Annotated in this window: 12 protein-coding genes and 1 tRNA gene; 8 read left to right on the forward strand and 5 right to left on the reverse strand. The window is 33.6% G+C overall.

Annotated elements, in window-relative coordinates; genetic code table 11:
* Window positions 1–20: 20 nt before the first annotated feature.
* The 6 genes from AVL50_RS23130 (at window position 21) to uvrA (ending at window position 9506) form a co-directional block, all read left to right on the forward strand.
* Window positions 21–1445: an ATP-binding protein gene (locus AVL50_RS23130; protein ID WP_062618883.1), complete on the forward strand. Its 1425-nt coding sequence runs from the start codon at window positions 21–23 to the stop codon at window positions 1443–1445.
* A 33-nt stretch (window positions 1446–1478) separates the two neighbouring features.
* Complete coding sequence (locus tag AVL50_RS23135) at window positions 1479–2372, forward strand: hypothetical protein (RefSeq protein ID WP_157491502.1); 894 nt, start codon at window positions 1479–1481, stop codon at window positions 2370–2372.
* Between the two features lie 566 nt (window positions 2373–2938).
* Window positions 2939–3088 carry a hypothetical protein gene (locus AVL50_RS33130; RefSeq protein WP_157491503.1) on the forward strand — a complete coding sequence of 50 codons (150 nt, stop codon included), beginning with the start codon at window positions 2939–2941 and terminating at the stop codon, window positions 3086–3088.
* 33 nt (window positions 3089–3121) lie between these two features.
* On the forward strand, window positions 3122–5422 hold the full coding sequence (locus tag AVL50_RS23145) for a hypothetical protein (protein WP_157491504.1): 2301 nt from the start codon (window positions 3122–3124) through the stop codon (window positions 5420–5422).
* A complete protein-coding gene (locus AVL50_RS23150) occupies window positions 5400–6524 on the forward strand; it encodes a leucine-rich repeat domain-containing protein (RefSeq protein WP_062618891.1) in 1125 nt (374 codons plus the stop codon). The genes AVL50_RS23145 and AVL50_RS23150 overlap by 23 nt, the downstream gene beginning before the upstream one ends.
* Before the next feature lie 132 nt (window positions 6525–6656).
* The gene (gene uvrA, locus AVL50_RS23155; protein ID WP_253764316.1) at window positions 6657–9506 is read left to right on the forward strand and encodes an excinuclease ABC subunit UvrA; all 2850 of its coding nucleotides are present in this window, start codon (window positions 6657–6659) and stop codon (window positions 9504–9506) included.
* A gap of 305 nt (window positions 9507–9811) precedes the next feature.
* On the opposite strand, the gene AVL50_RS23160 is transcribed toward uvrA, so the two are convergent.
* The 3 genes from AVL50_RS23160 to AVL50_RS23170 all read right to left on the reverse strand — a co-directional run bounded on the left by AVL50_RS23160 (window position 9812) and on the right by AVL50_RS23170 (window position 11953).
* Window positions 9812–10570 carry a class I SAM-dependent methyltransferase gene (locus AVL50_RS23160; RefSeq protein ID WP_062618896.1) on the reverse strand — a complete coding sequence of 253 codons (759 nt, stop codon included), beginning with the start codon at window positions 10568–10570 and terminating at the stop codon, window positions 9812–9814.
* Window positions 10571–10645: 75 nt separating this feature from the next.
* Window positions 10646–11179, reverse strand: a complete 534-nt coding sequence (locus AVL50_RS23165; protein ID WP_062618897.1) for a hypothetical protein — start codon at window positions 11177–11179, stop codon at window positions 10646–10648.
* A gap of 171 nt (window positions 11180–11350) precedes the next feature.
* A complete protein-coding gene (locus AVL50_RS23170) occupies window positions 11351–11953 on the reverse strand; it encodes an OmpH family outer membrane protein (RefSeq protein ID WP_062618899.1) in 603 nt (200 codons plus the stop codon).
* Between the two features lie 248 nt (window positions 11954–12201).
* On the opposite strand from AVL50_RS23170, the gene AVL50_RS23175 reads away from it, so the two are divergent.
* Window positions 12202–14241, forward strand: coding sequence for a BatA domain-containing protein (locus AVL50_RS23175; protein ID WP_062618901.1), 2040 nt, complete (start codon window positions 12202–12204; stop codon window positions 14239–14241).
* Window positions 14242–14335: 94 nt separating this feature from the next.
* Here AVL50_RS23175 and AVL50_RS23180 read toward each other — a convergent pair whose 3' ends face one another.
* Together AVL50_RS23180 and AVL50_RS23185 are read right to left on the reverse strand one after the other, a co-directional pair.
* Window positions 14336–16729 (reverse strand): GAF domain-containing protein, encoded by a 2394-nt coding sequence (locus AVL50_RS23180; RefSeq protein ID WP_082795973.1) that lies wholly within the window; start codon window positions 16727–16729, stop codon window positions 14336–14338.
* Window positions 16730–16974: 245 nt separating this feature from the next.
* A tRNA-Leu gene (locus tag AVL50_RS23185) sits at window positions 16975–17056 on the reverse strand.
* Window positions 17057–17494: 438 nt separating this feature from the next.
* Between AVL50_RS23185 and mnmA the strand changes: the two genes are divergently transcribed.
* Entirely contained in the window at window positions 17495–18700 is a 1206-nt protein-coding gene (gene mnmA / locus AVL50_RS23190; RefSeq protein WP_062618905.1) for a tRNA 2-thiouridine(34) synthase MnmA, read from the forward strand.
* Window positions 18701–18759 lie beyond the last annotated feature (59 nt).

The raw sequence follows: 18759 nt of genomic DNA on the forward strand, positions 1-18759 counted from the left end.
AACTAAGCAATCTAACTATTATGAGCGAAACTATTGTAAAAGAAGAACTTGGTATTCACATGAATACTATCAATTCAAGATGCAAAATCATTGACTGCCTCCTCAAAAATGTCTTTAAGGAAGGTGATCCAATAGTCGATATATCATCAATCAGTTTAGAATCAAACCTGGGTATTTTATCTAAAAAATACAACCTTACAATTGTAGAAGAATTATTTATTGTTTTTGCCTACTCATGGCAATTTCAACCTCAAATATTTCTACCTTTTATTGAAGGTTATAAAAACTTGAAATTTAGAGCAAGATTTGGGGGATATCTTGAAAAAAACACTGAATTGTTTATACCAACAGTAAAAACATTTTTGGAAGTTTTTCTTAATGAAGATGAAAGAGCTCCCTTTCTATTAAAACTATCGGACAAGTCTTTCAAATTAATTAGGGACGGTATCATTGTATTAGAATCTTTCTCTAAAGAAAATAATAATATTTTAGATAAAAAGATCATTCTTTCCAATCATTACATTCAATATATTATTGGAGGAAAAAAACCTAGATTGGATCACGAATTTGATTTCCCTGCCAACTTAAAGAAAAGTAAGGTCAGCTTTGATGATGTAGTACTTTCCAATAAAACCAAAGATGAATTGGAATCATTGGAACTACTATTAAAAGTAAAACCAAGTTTACAACAAAAAAGCAAACTCAAAAAATATATCTCTGAAAATCACATTTTCGTTTTCACTGGTTCTCCTGGTACAGGTAAATCGCTTACAGCAACTACTTTAGGTACAAAGTATGATATGGATACATATACATTAGATATATCCAAAGTAGTTTCAAGATATGTTGGTGACTTTGAAAAAGCTATGGAAAAAGTATTTACAAGACTTCATGGTCAGAATTGTATTCTTTTTATTGACGAAGCTGATTCAATTTTCACCAAAAGAAATGAGAATGCTAATGAAGCAAAGGAAAAATACAGTAATCAAGAAATGTCCTATTTACTTCAAAGGCTAGAAACGTTTGATGGAGTTGTAATCTTAGCCAGTAATGTTCAAGATATCAGAACACATGTAGACAAGGCAATGATGAGGAGAATTAATCACATCATTGATTTTCCATTCCCACTTGCTGATGAAAGAAAAAAAATATGGGAAATGGCCATTCCAGAAGGATTTAAATATAGCGAAGGAGTTATTGAAAAAGTAGCTATGTCTTTCCAATTATCAGGTGCAAATATTTCTTCATTAATGTCTGAAGTACTTATCAAAGCCATTCACGATAATATTTATGTATTGACCTTTGAATTCATAGAACCTTATATCAAGAAGGAATTCTACAAAAGAGATTCTACTTATCAGATGTGTCCGGACAATTCTCCAGGTGCAATATTAATGGAACAACGATTAGGTAGATCTGCAGTTCATAATGGAAGAAGAATGTAAATTTTGTTCACGAAAAACCAAATAACTAATAAATTGAATAAACTTAAAACAAACGATTTAGAACAAGAAGAAGAAAATCTAGAAAAGATAGACTATTCTTCTTTAATTACGGGCTATGATCAGCTGGATGTAAATAATGCTTTGAAATTTAAAGCCAAATCAATTACAAAAGAAAATCAGGTCTCTAATCAGGGTGACGTTCATTTTCGTAAAAATGAAGAGCCAATACCATCATGGAGAAGATGGAGTGGAGATCCTAGAAAAGAATCTCAATGGTTTGGTTCAGCAGGGGTATATGATGAGGATACATTTAATAAAGCCGCTATATACAATACTGAAAAATTGAATTCCGACGCTTATCAAACTGTTTACCAAAGAAATGCTTATTATGAATGGGTTCAAAATCAAATTGATTCAAAAAAATATAATTCTAAATGGTTTGCTGCAGCTGAATTAGTAACTGGTTTTAGAGGCGTTGGTGGTTCAGAAATACCAGATTGGAATTTTTTCTCAGACAGTAAAGTAGATTCATTTTTACAAGGTGGGAATGAGTTTTTATTTGCTGAAAATATGAAAAATGCAAAAGATATTTTGAAGGACGGTAAATTAAATGGACATTTTATTGATGCCTTTGGAGAAGATCAATCTTTTGATGATTTAACAGGGATAAAGTTAGATTTTAAAATGGTAGAATTTGAACAGTCTAAAGTTCAAGAATATATAAAAAATTATAAAGGAAATGACTTAGGAGAAATAATATCAGGAATAAACGACTTGATGAGTAGTTGGCTAGGACCAGGCGAAGTTCAAGATGTAATGAAAGACCATTTTGAAGGTGGAAAAACATTTGACTTCAAAAACTATAAAGATAGGGTGAAATTAGGTAAAGAACTAATTCGTAAATTATATAATGAAAAAAGTAATTAATTTTACTGTACTAAGCTTTAGTCTGTTCATCATTGAAGTAATTATTACTTTCTTTGTTATGCTATCTATTGACCTGTCTAGATATGGTTATGATCAATTTTATCTTTATAAAGCATTGAATTCAACTGGAATGTGGAACTTTTGGAGAGTTTTATTTTTTGGAGTTCCGTATATTCTACTGTTTTTTTTATTTTTTAAATTTCTAAATCGATTCACTTTAAGTAGACCAATATTACTGAGTTTTATAAACCTTTTTATTTATATCTTTTTATCTATTTCATCAAGGATTATTTGGGGTAAGAATATTCCATTACCTCCCGAAGGTGTAATGTTTTGGGTTACCTGCGTATCAATCGTTTTAGCTCCTTTCATTATAAGGAAAATTACTTTCTGTAAGAACTTAATGAAGTATTTATGATCAAAGACTTAATATTATTTTTCAAAAAGGGTAAATTAAAAAAATATTAATGCTTATGTAAAAGTATATAGATAGAGAATTTGAAAATCTTTAATGTCTTGATAGTTTTATAAAGACATATTTCTTCATTCACGATAATATTTATGTATTGACCTTTGAATTCATAGAACCTTATATCAAGAAGGAATTCTACAAAAGAGATTCTACTTATCAGATGTGTCCGGACAATTCTCCAGGTGCAATATTAATGGAACAACGATTAGGTAGATCTGCAGTTCATAATGGAAAAAGAATGTAAATTTTGTTCACGAAAAACCAAATAACTAATAAATTGAATAAACTTAAAACAAACGACTTAGAACAAGAAGAAGAAATTTTTGAAAAAAAAGACTATTCTTCTTTGATTACGGGTTATGATCAACTGGATGTAAATAAGGCACTTGAATTTAAGGCTAAGTCTCTTAATAAAAGAAATGATGGGTCATATAGAGAAGGTTTTTGCTACTACGAAAACAAGGAAATCTATTATTGCAGAAAAAAAGGTGAAACATTATCTTTTATAGCAAGCTTATTTAATATAAAAAAGGAATATGTGTATTATTTAAATGATATAAAGCCTATTCCTTATGCAACACAACTTGGTGATCTCATTTCATTGGGGAGCATTCAAAATTTACAAAAAGAGTCATCTTCTGATTTTCCACTTTCATCACAAGGAAATATTTTTTCTTACATGGAAATCGAATATCAGAAACAAGATTTTCATAATGATACTCAGCAACTTTATAATTCATTTCTAGTATCAAAATTTACAGATCACTCATCAAAAACAGCTAAAAAACCGGAGAATTTAGCTCCAGAAGAAGCAGAAAAACAATACTCACCTCAGGATTTATCTGACCGCTTCCATAAACTATTTCCCGGAGAAAAAGACAATCAGAAAATTTCTCAATCTCAAATTGAGTTTGCATTTTACATATCAAGTAGAATATATGTTATTTTTACTATTTCAGGTTCTGCTGGCGTTGGTGTGACAGGAAGTGTAACAGATGACAGAAGATTTACTACTTCTTTAAATTGGAATCTTGGTATGAGTGGAGGTGTAGACTTTGGAATTGCCTCTGCTGAAATTGGGGCTGAAATTGGGGGATCTTTATCTTTATTTGATCAACTCAATGGTAGTTATGAATCAATAAATCACTTCTTAGCACATTTCCACAACAACTTAAGAATACTTGTCGATAAAGCCGAATTAGACCCAGCTGATTACGGGCTAGATGATAACTCCACATATTGGCAGACAAATAAAAGTGAGCTTGGAAAACCGTATACTATGGTAAAAAAAGTATACGGTGCACTGAAAGGAAAAGGAGGTGTTGGACTTGATGCTGATGACAAACTCTCTGCAGAAGGAAAAGTTGCAACGACTTTTATTGAACGAAAAAAACGTGCTGGTATTAAAACAATTGGTAAGAGTAATCCAGAGGCCAGTCAAGACGTCGATACTGAATTTTTAAAAGATATAAATGATACTGACTTAGTCTATGAACATACCAAAAGCTTTGAGTTAAATTTACCAATATATGGAGGAACAAAAGTTGCCATCGAAACTTTAGATGTATATAATGACGCCAATAAAGACAATAATGGTGCATACATAAATCTTCAGATAGAAGTTCCTTTAGGAAAAGCTGAAGCAACCAATAAAAAAAATAAAATTGATGGCCTTATTGGAGGAATAAAAAATAATAAGGAACAAGTACGTCAAGCTATTTCCTCTATCAAAGGAGGCTTGGGGAGCTTAGGGGAGCTAACAACTACTCTAGGTAGAGCTTTTATCCCCGTTTTTGTTCATGGAAAAGAAGCTGGGATAAGTAAAAACAAAAGTATTAGTGCTACTACCTCGTTAATCATGGAAATTAATGCTGTACAAGAGGATTTTAGTGCTATTGGCTATAATATTCAATATGTAAGATTTTGGTCTAGCAACACATTATCCGCAGGTTCAGATAATAAAAAAAGTAGTACCGATAAAGCAAAAAAAGTAGCTTTAGAATTGAATGCAAACTCAAAATATGCCTTTTCTGAATTCTTATTTGGAAATACCCTTAGTTATATTTGTACAGTTTATAACCAAATGATGTGGGAAGCAAGAGACACGACAAGTGAGAATGAGCTTTTAAAACTTCTCAAATCATCAAAAGTCAAAAGGTTATCCCAAAAAGATAGCTACCTCGAATATGATCAACAAATTCTTGAAAAACTAGAAGCACTCTATGATAATGATCCTTTTGAATACAGTTGCTCAGATTGGGATAAGTACTACAGTAAACATTCTTCGGGTATTGATGGTATTAAAAATTCTTTTGTAAAAGAGTTTAATAAGCATTGGGTAAGACTTATGAAAAATGAAGATAGAATGCCAAGAACAATTATGGGATTTGACATTTGGAGACATTTGGGGAATAGTAAGGAAAAAATAACTGCTAATCTACCTAATTCAGAGTTTCAAATTAACCCTATGAATAAAACAAAAAGTTTATTAAAGCTTAGTAAAGAATCATTCTTCAAATATATTTTATTTAAGAACTACCTAGAAAACAGAACTTATGCTTCAGACTATTGGAAATAAGATTTTTTTATTGTTAGTATTTTTTGTATTCATTTCATGTTCATTGACGAATGCTAATGAAGAAATAGAAACGAAAAAATTAAAAGAATTAAGGGATAAATACCCTAATGCTGAAATTTTAATTATCAAAGGTACATATGTAATATCTTTTAGATTAGAGAAAAAAAATATCTCTGATTGGTATGATGATATAAAAGATATCAAAGACTCTGTGTCTTATTTAAATTTTAACTATCATCCAGAGTTTAAAACGTTAGTTGATAGCATTCAAAATTTTAAAAATATTGATTATCTAGAGGCTTCCTTTACTGAGTTGAAAGAAATACCACAATCATTTTTTAAGCTCAAAAAACTAGAATATCTAATTTTAGAGTCAAATAAAATAAATTCTATTCCTCACAATATTAATCAACTTAAAAGATTACAACGTCTTTATTTAGATCATAATCAAATTGATGAAATTCCGAATTCCATCTGTAAGATGATTTCTTTGAAAGAACTTACTATCACTGATAATCTTATTAAAACAATTCCAAATAAGATAGGCAATTTAAAAAACCTTGAAGGATTTTCTTTTTATAAAAACCCTTACCTGGAAAGTATCCCAAAATCAATAACCAAATTGAAAAAAATAGAGCATTTTTATTTAAATAAATGCACAGCCTTAAAAGAGATACCTGAAGACATTTGGAAAATTGACTCTCTTAAGTCGGTAAGTCTAGAACATATGAATTTACATGACGGTGAAATTCCCTCTTTTGTTTGGAAATGTAAAAACGTGAACTTTTTATCTTTAAAAGGAAATGAACTCACACAACTCCCTCCAGAATTAGGAAACCTTACTAACCTGAAAGACTTACTAATTGATCAAAATAGACTTACCTCTTTACCTGATGAAATTGGAAACTGTACAAAAATAAGAACGATATGGGCTGACTATAATGACCTTACCACACTACCGGCGACAATCTGTAATATCGAAAAAATTACTTGTTTTTATAGTAGAAGAAACAAATGGGAGTGGCTTCCTGCTTGTGTGGATGATGGTACTTTTCAGATATCAAGAAATTCTGGAAATCTACCTGGGGTGGAAAGGCGGTAAACTATACTTCTGGAATGATGATAGATATATTAAATAAAGTGATAATATTATTTCAAAAAAAAGAAAATAATGTAGACTATTTCCATTATTTTTAAGGACTGAATTTGTTATTTCATCATCATTTCAAGCACTTTGGAGAAACACTCAGAAGCATACATCGAGGAAGAAATTGCCATTTACGGGGCAAGAGAGAATAATCTTAAAAACTTTGATTTAAAATTTCCTAGAAATAGCCTAGTGGTGATCACTGGCGTTTCGGGTAGTGGAAAGTCGTCTTTAGCATTCGATACTATCTACGCAGAAGGACAAAGAAGATATATGGAGTCTTTTTCTGCCTACGCTCGTTCTTTTATTGGAAATATGGAACGTCCGGACGTAGATAAAATTGAAGGTTTAAGTCCTGTAATTTCTATTGAACAGAAAACAACTTCAAGAAACCCTAGATCTACTGTAGGTACAACGACGGAGATTTACGATTTTCTTCGTCTGCTTTATGCTCGTACGGCTGATGCTTTTTCTTATGTAACAGGTGAGAAAATGATCAAGCAAACGGAAGATCAAATCATTGAATGGATCATGAGTCATTATGATGGTCATAAAATGATTATTCTTGCTCCTGTGATCAAAGGTCGTAAAGGTCATTATAGAGAACTTTTCGTTCAGCTTCGAAAGCAAGGCTATAGCAAGGTGCGTGTGGATGGTGAAATTTTGGACTTAGTGCCAAAAATGCAGGTGGACCGTTATAAGACCCACGATATAGAAGTAGTGGTGGATAGAGTGAAAGTTGCTGAGAAAGATATTTTCAGAATTACGCAATCACTAAAAACGGCAATGAAAGAAGGTAAGGGAATCATGATGACGGTTTTCCCTGACGCACCTGCAAAGGAACAAGTAAAGTTCTTCTCCAAATTCTTGATGGATCCAAAGTCGGGTATCTCATATGATGAACCTGCTCCAAATATGTTCTCTTTCAACTCCCCTTACGGTGCATGTCAGACATGTAATGGTTTGGGTGAGATTGAGGAAATCACGAAAGAAGCCGTTATTCCAGACCCTACAAAGAGTATTTTTGCGGGCGGTATTGTTCCTTTAGGGGAATATAGAGATATCTATATTTTCAAGATGATTGAACAGCACCTAAAGCAAAAAGGATATACGCTTTCAACTCCTATCAATGAGTTGAGTGATGAAATGATAGAAATTGTACTTCACGGTTCTGATGAAGAAATTGAAGTATTGACTGCCAAGGAATCGAAATATGATTCTGCTTGGGTAACTCAGTTTGAAGGGGTCATTCCTTTCTTGAAAAGACATGCAAAGAGCAGTTCTGAAAAAGTAAAAAACTGGGCGGAGGAATTTACCATCGTCAAAACTTGCCCTACCTGTAATGGTGCAAGACTCAAAAAAGAATCTTTACACTTTAAAATTGCAGGTAAAAACATTGCTGATCTAGCTGAAATGGACATCAAAACATTTGGGCAATGGATCAATAATGTAGATGATGACCTTACGGAACGTCAAAAAACAATTGGTTCTGAAATTCTAAAGGAACTAAGAAAGAGAACACAGTTTTTGATCAATGTTGGTCTCGATTATCTGACTTTAAATAGATCATTGAGAACACTTTCGGGTGGTGAAGCACAACGTATTCGTCTGGCAACGCAAATCGGAACACAACTCGTAGGTGTACTTTATATATTGGATGAGCCGAGTATCGGTTTACATCAAAGAGACAACGTCAAACTCATCAAATCACTTCAAGACCTAAGAGATTTAGGTAACTCAGTCATTGTGGTGGAGCATGATAAGGACATGATGTTGGCCTCTGATTACATTCTAGATATCGGTCCGAAAGCAGGACTTTATGGAGGAAATGTAGTCGCTGCAGGAAATCCAGATGCTTTCTTAAAGCAAGGAAGTACAACGGCTGATTTCTTAAGTGAAAAACTTCAAATCGAAATTCCTAAAAAGAGAAGAGAAGGTAACGGAAAAAATATCGACTTAAAAGGTGCTTCTGGCAACAACTTGAAAAACGTTGACGTCTCTTTCCCATTGGGTAAAATGATTGTCGTATCAGGAGTTTCGGGTTCTGGAAAATCTACTTTGATTCACGATACCTTATATCCAATTCTAAATCAAAAGATATATCGCTCTAAAAGGGCTCCTAAAGCTTATAAAAGTATAGATGGACTGGATTTTATTGATAAGGTAATTGAGGTAGATCAATCGCCAATTGGTAGAACTCCACGTTCTAACCCTGCCACTTATACGGATATGTTCTCTGAGATCAGATCATTGTTTACCAATCTTCCTGAATCAAAAATCAGAGGTTACAAGCCTGGTCGTTTCTCTTTTAATGTAAAAGGTGGTCGCTGTGAGAACTGTCAAGGTGGTGGTAAGAAGTTGATCGAAATGGACTTCCTTCCTGATGTTTACGTAGATTGTGAAGAATGCAAAGGCAAACGTTACAACCGTGAAACACTAGAAATTCGATTCAAAGGAAAATCAATTTCTGATGTTTTAGACATGACCGTCAATCAAGCCGTAGAGTTTTTCGAAGCTCATCCGAAGATTATGAGAAAACTGTCCGCTCTTAAAGATGTAGGTTTAGGATATATCACATTAGGTCAACATGCCACTACTCTATCAGGTGGTGAAGCACAACGTGTAAAACTCGCAACGGAACTTTCTAAGAGAGATACGGGTAAAACTTTCTACATTTTAGATGAACCTACAACAGGCCTTCATTTTGAAGATATTCAACACCTTTTGGATGTACTTCACAAGTTAGTTGACAAAGGAAATACGGTACTCATTATTGAGCACAATTTAGATGTTATTAAAGTGGCAGATCATATCATTGATATCGGCCCAGAAGGCGGTGCGGAAGGAGGTAAAGTGGTAGTAACTGGCCCCCCTGAAAAGGTCATAAAAAATAAAAAGAGTCATACAGCAAAATATTTAAAGGAGGAGTTGAAATAATGAACATCAGGAATTTATGATTTTCCGAATCATATATAACAGTATTTCCCTTTGATGTGATATTTGTAAAATATTATTTTCTCTCAATTCCATAAGTGCCAGATAAATGAATGAATATTTTGTTATTTAATAAGTTCACAAAACAATTTACTTATTATTGCACTATGTTGATAATTATTTGCATTTAGTATACATTCCCTTTATATTTGTAACACTAACCAATTCAATTATCACTTCAAATAAAAAGCACGTTTTCATTTAAGGAAACGTGCTTTTTTGTATCTTAATATTTACAGAAGAATAGATCAAACCTTTTTAGCAATATAAAATCCATAGCTATAATAGTCTTTGAACTTCTGATACATCTCAATCTCTCCTTTTTCCTGTGCAACCAAGTTGACTGCCTTCTCCGAGTGGCTTTTATCTTCCAAAAAAGAGGCAAAACGATCTTCAATTGGACCATAATAATTATTCATCCAACTTTCCTCCCTTAATGGAAAATAACCAACAGGTTGATACCCTAACTCCTCAATAACCTTCATTTTGTTAGAAGAAGTATCAATTTCTGGGTAAGCATTATTCCAATACTCATCAATTTCTGAAGGCCTTGTATTAGTTAGCCATGTAATTTCACTTACAGCAATGTATCCCCCCTCTTTAAGGTATTTCTTCCATTCTGCCAGCCCTTTCTTAAAACCAATATTATAAATAGCCCCTTCTGACCAAATCAAATCAAATTCTCCCTCCTCCAATGATAACTGATCCATGGATTCTTGACGGGTTATAATTCTATTATCATAGTTATTCTGTATCGCCTTCAGGTTTAACTCTTTTAAAAATTCATTGAATAGATCTACAGCTATGATTTCGGCATTTTCCAAACTGTTGGCTAGAGCAAAAGTTTGTGCTCCAGAACCACAACCAATATCAGCTACTTTTAATGGCTTTGTAAAATCAAGAGCAGTGAAAGAAAGTGCTTTTTCAGTTTCAGCGTCACTGCCAGGGCCTTGTCGGTTTGCTTTTACGTGGAAATCAATAAGGATTTGAAAATCTTCTTCAGTCATAGGATTGGGGGTTAATAAGGAATAAAAAAACTCCATCAGAATATTAATGTTATTGCTGATGAAGTTTTTTAATAATTATAATTTCATATCTGTTTCTTCAAAAGGAATATTTTGAAGCATTATTTCTTTATCTCGTTTATTCAGTCTCAAGTCAGAAATAACGGTATGTACTGTTGGGTTACTCATCGCCAATAATATTAATGAGAAAAGGTACACTCCCATCATTAATGGCTCCAAAGTTAATCTATACAAGACCACTGTAATCACAGGGGCAACTGCTAGAGGAATAAACTTAAAACATTGTGCTTTAAGCAACATTGTCAGTCGGTATGGAAGTGAATCCTCTTTTCTGATGGATTTCAATTTCTTTTGATATTGTAAATAAACCACCGCTGCGACTGCAACTGCAATTGCTGCCACAATGCCCGAAAATACTTTTCCTAGAGGCTCAATGATTGTTTCAAGTTCTTCATTCTTATTTTGAAGATACCAAATTGTGAAGAATGGCACGGAGAGACTTGCTAATGAATAAAATACAATTCTTAATTTATTGACCATTTCAAATGGGTCCTTGAACCCTTCAAAAAAAGTAGGTTTTCTATCGCTCATATTTTTTATAAGTTATTAAAGCTCCAAAACATAAGACCTCGGTTCTTTCCATTTTGGAACTTACCACAAAGGTACAAAGCTTAAATTTTAATGAAAAAAAATCCACAACAGCATAACAACTATTGTGGATTGAAAAGTACTGTCAAAAAGCACTTTGATCAGAATTTAAAATTACTTCGTTCCTTTTTCTTCAGACGTAGTTGCATTTAATTCCTCTTCATATTTTGTATTCAAACCGTCGATAACAGCTTGAGTGATATCTTCTACGTTTGGCGTTGACCAAATTACAGTAGATGTAACACCATCACTATAACCCAATACAATACTGTAATTTTTGTCAGCAGAATAAGCATCTAAAAATTCTTTTACTCTTTTACGAACTTCAGCTTGGATAGCAGCCTCTTCAGCAGCTAAACCTTGTGCTTGAGATTGTTGAGCAATTTGAATTTCTTGTTGTTTGATTGCCAATTCCTCTTGTTTCTTACGGATGTCGTTTTGAGACATCAAACCAGCTCTAGCTCTTTTTTCAAAGTTCTCAGCTTCTTTCTGCAATTTCATTGCACGCGTTTGTAACTGCTTTTGACTCTTCTCTACTTTTGCTTGGAAGTCCTTGTATTGATCTTCTCCGTACTTATAGTAAACCGATAAAGTATCGTTGTTGATATAAGCGATTTTTGTTGTAGCTCCTGCTGGTGCTGCTGTTTGAACAGGTTGAGGTTGCTGACATGCAATCATTGTAGCAATGATACCCACTACGATTAATAACTTCTTCACTTTATTTATTAGTTTAGAATGTGTTTCAAAAAATAAACTATGAAAAATAGAAAAAAATTCTTGATAAAGGGTCTTTTTCTATTTTATTTCCGATTTAATCCGGCACAAATATAATTAAATCCTTCTAAGTGTAAAAAGTCCTATTCTTTCATTGTATCTTACTAGTATATTTTTCACAAAAATGATGAAATTAGATATGTAGAAGTACTGTTTGTACCTCAAAGTATCGATATAAGTCTAGATTTTCTATGAACTTCGTAAACCCTGTTTTTTTATATGCCCTGCCATTAGTTGCAGTGCCACTAATTATTCACCTTTTTAATTTCCAGAGGTCGTCTGAAGTGAAGTTTACCAATGTTGCCTTTCTTCAAACCGTTAAGGAAATGTCAAATGCTCAGGATCGATTAAAAAAGATTCTAGTGATGATTGCCCGTATGGCTTTTATTCTTTTGGCTATTCTGACTTTCGCCCGTCCTTATATTCCAAAGGAAGATGGAAGTACATTATTGAAAGGTGACACCGGAAAAATCAGTATTTACATTGACAACTCCTTCAGTATGCAAAGTGAACGTAATGGAAAAACACTTCTGGATGCTGGAAAAGATATTGGCAGAAATATACCAAGCATCTTCCCGGTGGGGTATAATTATCAAATTATTGACAACCGATTTACAGGGAGTTCTAGATATTTCAAAAACCAAGACCGTACTGAAGAAGAAATCATAGGTCTCACATACTCTAATTTCACAAGAGGGCTAGATGAGATCAATACTTTTAGCCAAGATGCTTTTGTTAGAGAAAAAATGGGTGACAATAAACAAATTTTTATGATTTCAGATTTTCAAAAATCAACAAATCAAGAATTTGAACAATTTGACTTTGATACATCTACGACTTATCATTTAATTCCATTACAAGCCGACAAAACTGAAAATCTGCGTATTGATTCTGTTTGGTTAGAAAAACCTTTCTTGAAGGAAAAAGAAAATAATAAACTCTTTGTCAAAGTTTCTAACCTTGGAAAAGGTGAAGTAATTGACAAAGATCTCAAACTCTACATTGAAGATGTGCAATCTTCCAACGCCAATATCTCTTTGGAAGAAGATGAAACGAAAACGATAGAAATGGCTTTCGCAATTAGTAATGCCGGCTCCAAAAGATGCAGGGTGAGTATTGATGATTACCCTGTCGACTTTGACAATGACCATTACTTTATTCTTAATGTGTCACCAAATATCAATATTGCCATTATATCAGATAACCCTAGAAAATATTTGTCTACAGTTTATAAAAGTGAACCATTTTTAAATGCAACTTCTTTCAGATCCAACTCTATTGATTACTCCGCTACCAACGGAGCTGATTTATTGATTCTTGATTATGTAGAGTCCATTAATGAATCTCTCAATGAAGTCATTACTAATGCTATCAGAAACGGTACAAATATCACTGTCTTTCCTCCTCCAAACATGGATATTGACAGTTATTCCCGTGCTTTTGGCGTATTGATTTCTAAAAATAATATTTCAGTAAACAGTCAGTTTATTGGTACTATTCCTCCTCCTAAAAAAGATCCTTTCTTTGCTAACGTATTTGAAAAGAGAATCAAAAACATGAGTATGCCAGAAGGTATTTCTAATTATCAATGGAACGGCAGAGGAGTTCATACACTTTTGAGCTACAAAAACAGTCAAAGTTTCTTGTCTGTACAGGAGAATGCGTTACAGAATATTTATTTCAGCTCAGTGCCACTGGATCCAAAATATTCTAATTTCGGAAAGCATGCTTTATTTGTTCCCGTCATGTATAGAATGGCTATTTTGAGTAAAACACAATCCGATCAGCTTTCTTATAACTTTGGAGATAAGAATATTCGTATTCGTCTTGAAGGCCTTCAGAAAGGAAGTATGTATAAGCTTCAGAAAGGCGACCTTGAGATCATCCCTACTCAAAAAGTCAATGCAGATATTCTTACTTTAAAACTTCCTAATGAAGATATGGAAGCTGGGTGTTATACCATTAAAAGCACCGAAAATGAAGCAATCATTGGTTATATTGCTTTCAACTATGACATTCTGGAATCCAAACTGGAAAGTTATTCAGCAGATGAACTGAAGGAGAAACTAAAGGATATCAAAAACATAAAAATTTACAGCAATACGAAAGCAGATACCTTCAAACAAATTTTCATGGAAGATAATGTGGCACAACCACTATGGAGATGGTTCCTTCTTTTTGCATTACTGTTCCTTAGTATAGAAATGGCAATTCTTAGATTTTGGAAATAGAGTATATTATTAACTCACATTCCCCACATTTAAACAAAAAAATCCATTGTAAACCTCGTTTACAATGGATTTTTGCTTTTATCAAAGTACAAACTTAAACTTTTTCTACTTCAGAAGACAAGTCGTCTCCTTTTTCTCCTAACTGAGATTTATAGAAAAGAATTTGTTCATCTTTCAAGGCTATTTCCTTCTTCAGAGCATTTCTTACTTCTTCCAACTCAATTTGCCTTCTTGCCATTTCTTCTTGAGTAGTTTGAAGTTCTTCTGTATTCTGAAGCATTTCTTCCTCTCTTGTTCTCAGTTCCTGTGTCAACTTCTGTGCGTCTGAGAGTAAGTGTGCCGTTCTTGTATTATGTTTTGCAGAAGTAATTGCTGAAGCAATATTCTCAGAAATTCGCTCTACAAACTCAATCATATATCTTTCAAAAACATCAAATGACGCTACCTCAATAACTCCTAAAGCCTGTTCGTTGAACTTCAATGGAACAATTAAAAGGCTTTTCGGTGATGCTAAACCTAAACCTGTTACAATTTTGGAATACCCATCAGGAACATCATCGATAAATAAAGATTCATTTTCTTGCCAGCAACGGCCTGCTAGACCTTCTCCAAAACCAATTTTCTTATCGAGGTATTTTTGTCGGTCAAAAGCATAACAAGCTTTCAATTGTAAGTAAGGTTTACTGGCTTTCTCATCATCTTCTACCAAAAATAGCATGCCTTGATTGGCTGACAGGTAATCGACCAGTTCTCTTAATACCACCTCATACAATTGATCAACATTATCCAGGTACTGTCTTGTGATATCTGCAAATTTGGTAATCCCCTCATTCACCCATTGCCTTCGGTGATCTTCAATAGAAACCTCTTTTAATCGATCTCTCATTTTCACCAATGAATTTCCTAGTACATCTCTATTGCCGTAAGTTTCGAATTTGGTTTCAAAATTACCTTTACCAATATCCCTCGCAAAATCAGAAGTATCTTTTGTTCGATCAATCAGAGTATTCATAGAAGAAATCGTTTGTCCGATTTCATCCTGAGAAGTGACAGGAATCGAAGTAGATAAATCACCTCTTGACAATTTTCCAATTGCCTCCTGCAATTTATAAATTGGCCTTGTAAAACTAGTAGAATAAGCATTGGAGATAATCACACCAATAATGAAAATGACCAAGGTAGCTAATGCCACATTCCATTTCAATCTTTCAATAGACTCAAAAGCTTCCTCTTCCTGCATTTCAGCTATAATAATCCATGGAAGCTCTCTGATCTTTAATGTTGAATAAGCGCTCAAAGCCGGCTTACCCAAATAGTTTTTAGACAGCATATTACCAGCATGTCCTTTCAGAGCATCCAAAATAGGTTCTGTTTTCACAGATTTAGACAGTACCGTTGTTCTAAGCGACTTTATCTGATTGATTTCATCACCTGCGACGTTAAGATCCAATAACTCCTCATAAAATTTTTCTGGTTCTTCTTCGAAAAGACGAGCATCACTTCTCATCAATTGATCTTTACCTACCAAATAAGTTTCTCCCGTTACACCAAGTCCTTCTTCTACCCAATCTCCGTCATCTGTCATGATCTTATTGATAGCAGATAAAGGCATTGTAGCAATAAGCACAGCAATCTTTTCTCCTTCTTCATATACTGGAGCTGAGAAAAATATTTGCAGTCCTCCATAAGCACCTTCATAAGAAACAAAATCGGATAAGATCACCATATTTGGTCGGATAGAATTTCTGGCTAAAGTGAAAGCTTGTCCAAGGGCCGACTGTCTAAAAACACCATCCATCAAACTTGATCCAAAATCAGTATTTTTTGCCACTGAGTAAATCACTTCTGAAGTATGCACATTGACTAGTAAAATATCAGAGAAACCATCCGCCATCAAAAACCTCCTAAAAGAAGAATGATATCTTTCATGAATATCTGAATAAGCAGTTTTATCTTCCGCTCTATTCATCAAGTCTTTTTTACCGATTGGATTCTGATTGTTTGCAATGTATAGATTCTGAAGGACTACAGCCTTGTCCGATAGTTCTTCAGTACTTTTTATAAGTTGTTTTGAAAAAAGATCCTGCTCTCCAAGCTTTCTATCCACACTTGTTCTGTAAAATTCCTTAAGATCTCTTCTCATCAAAGTAATCTTACCAGGGGTGTAATAAAAATCCATAATAGAATAAGCTGGAGAAAGCTCCATCACTGCATCAGCTACCATTCTACTTTGTGCCAATACACTTACCTGCTCTTTTGCATCTTCAATAAAAGACTCCAATGCTCTTCTCTTTACTTCTCGTACAGAGGTTAACTGAGCAAAAACAGCCTCTTCCAAAGATTTCTTTGCAGAGTAATATCCCAAAAAGCCTACTGCAATACTTGACAGTGCTGCAATCATTAGCATGTTAAGCAAAACCTTAACACGAATACTTAAATCATTTATCCTTAAACCAACATTTCTGGAAGTTGATGATTGATCACTCATAGTCTACTTTATATGTCTCCTACTACTGCTGTACTTTAAAGCAATTCAAGTACCATGATTACATAGTGGATGTATGAACTATTTCTTTTTTAGAATTTATTCCTGATTTGAAAATAATCATTCTATGTGAATAGATGAAATCATTCTGATTATTAAGAATAACGAAGAATTAGATATTCTATTTTTAAGATTACTAAATTTTGGGCATAAAAAAAAAGGTTGATATTTCTATCAACCTTTCTCAGTGCGGGTGGAGGGACTCGAACCCCCACGCCGTGAAGCACTAGATCCTAAGTCTAGCGTGTCTACCAATTTCACCACACCCGCTTTTTGTTGTGGCCTTTTGTTTTAAAGCGATGCAAAGGTGCACGTTTTTATATTACCACGCAAGTTTATTCTAAAATAATTTCTTTAATAAAATTAAATATAATGCGATTTACATTTCTAAAAATAATATTCGTCTGTTATTCAGATGTGTTAAGTATCTGATAATAAATAGTGTGTATAACATCAAAAACTTATTCCTATCTTTGAAAAAAAATCGAGTTTTTTTTGAAAAAAATTTGATAAACACCAAGACAGAGAATATTCTGAACTTTTGAATTCATTTTTTGAAGCTATTCATGAAAAAATTAAAACGTTTAAGCCATTGCTACGTTGAGGTATTTTCCAGAAAAAAGAGAATTAAAAAGGGAAAAGAATAATTGTTTTGGTCATTATTGTTTGTGAAAAGGGAACTTAACCCCCTGTAAGCATTTTAATTTTATGGCAAAAAGAGTAGTAGTTGGTCTATCCGGTGGAGTAGACTCAAGCGTAGCCGCTTATTTATTAAAAGAGCAAGGTTATGATGTAATTGGTCTTTTTATGATCAATTGGCACGATGGAAGTGTAACAATTCAAGGTGAATGCCCATGGATTGATGATAGTAATGATGCATTACTTGTAGCAAATAAGCTTAACATCCCATTCCAGAGTGTAGATTTAAGTGAACAATACAAAGAACGTATTGTTGATTATATGTTTGCTGAATACGAAAAAGGCAGAACCCCCAATCCAGACGTATTATGTAACAGAGAAGTGAAATTCGATGTCTTTATGGATATTGCGATGTCACTTGGAGCTGATTACGTAGCTATGGGCCATTATTGCAGAAAAGATTCATTCATTGATGAAAATGGCAAGGAGGTATACCGCTTACTCGCAGGTGTCGATGGAAATAAAGATCAAAGTTATTTCTTATCACAATTGAATCAAGAACAGCTTTCAAAAGCTCTCTTCCCAATTGGTGAACTTACAAAACCAGAGGTAAGAGCTATTGCTGCTGAGCAAGACTTGATCACAGCAGATAAAAAGGATTCACAAGGACTTTGCTTTATTGGAAAAGTAAAACTTCCAGACTTCTTAAAACAGCAGTTAATGCCAAAGGCTGGTAATATTGTTGAGGTACCTGTTGATCACCCTATTTATATTGAAAGAGAGGCCTCGATTAATGACGCATCTTCTGATACTGAAAAATTAGATCTTCAGACACTCCCTTATACTTACAAACCGACGTATGGTAAAAAAGTAGGTGAACATCAAGGAGCACATTACTACACAATCGGTCAACGTAAAGGCTTAGGTGTAGGAGGAACTCCACTACCACTGTTTGTGATTGCAACTGACACAGAAACCAATACGATTTACACTGGTCAAGGCAGTGAACATCCTGGTTTGAATAGACAAGGTTTGAAAGTAGAATCAAATGAAATTCACTGGGTAAGAGAAGACCTTAAGATGGAAATTGGTGAAACAAGAGAATACATGGCTAGAATCAGATACCGTCAACCTCTTGAGAAAGTCACGCTTTATCAAAAAGAAGATGGGTTATACTGTGTATTTGACAATAAACAATCTGGTATTTCAGCAGGACAATTTATTTCTTGGTATCAAGAGGATGAATTAATAGGTTCTGGTGTAATTGGTAGATAATTCCATTTCATTTTCATAAAAAATGGTCATTAGCTTTTCATAACTAATGACCATTTCTA

The sequence above is a fragment of the Flammeovirga sp. SJP92 genome (assembly GCF_001583495.1).
Lineage (GTDB): Bacteria > Bacteroidota > Bacteroidia > Cytophagales > Flammeovirgaceae > Flammeovirga.

Excerpts from the sequence above, each read along its gene's own strand:
- AVL50_RS23130 (WP_062618883.1), top strand. The coding sequence starts at position 21 with ATGAGCGAAACTATTGTAAAAGAAGAACTTGGTATTCACATGAATACT.
- AVL50_RS23150 (WP_062618891.1), top strand. The coding sequence starts at position 5,400 with ATGCTTCAGACTATTGGAAATAAGATTTTTTTATTGTTAGTATTTTTT.
- AVL50_RS23160 (WP_062618896.1), bottom strand. The coding sequence starts at position 10,570 with ATGACTGAAGAAGATTTTCAAATCCTTATTGATTTCCACGTAAAAGCA.
- AVL50_RS23165 (WP_062618897.1), bottom strand. The coding sequence starts at position 11,179 with ATGAGCGATAGAAAACCTACTTTTTTTGAAGGGTTCAAGGACCCATTT.
- AVL50_RS23175 (WP_062618901.1), top strand. The coding sequence starts at position 12,202 with ATGAACTTCGTAAACCCTGTTTTTTTATATGCCCTGCCATTAGTTGCA.
- AVL50_RS23180 (WP_082795973.1), bottom strand. The coding sequence starts at position 16,729 with ATGAGTGATCAATCATCAACTTCCAGAAATGTTGGTTTAAGGATAAAT.
- mnmA (WP_062618905.1), top strand. The coding sequence starts at position 17,495 with ATGGCAAAAAGAGTAGTAGTTGGTCTATCCGGTGGAGTAGACTCAAGC.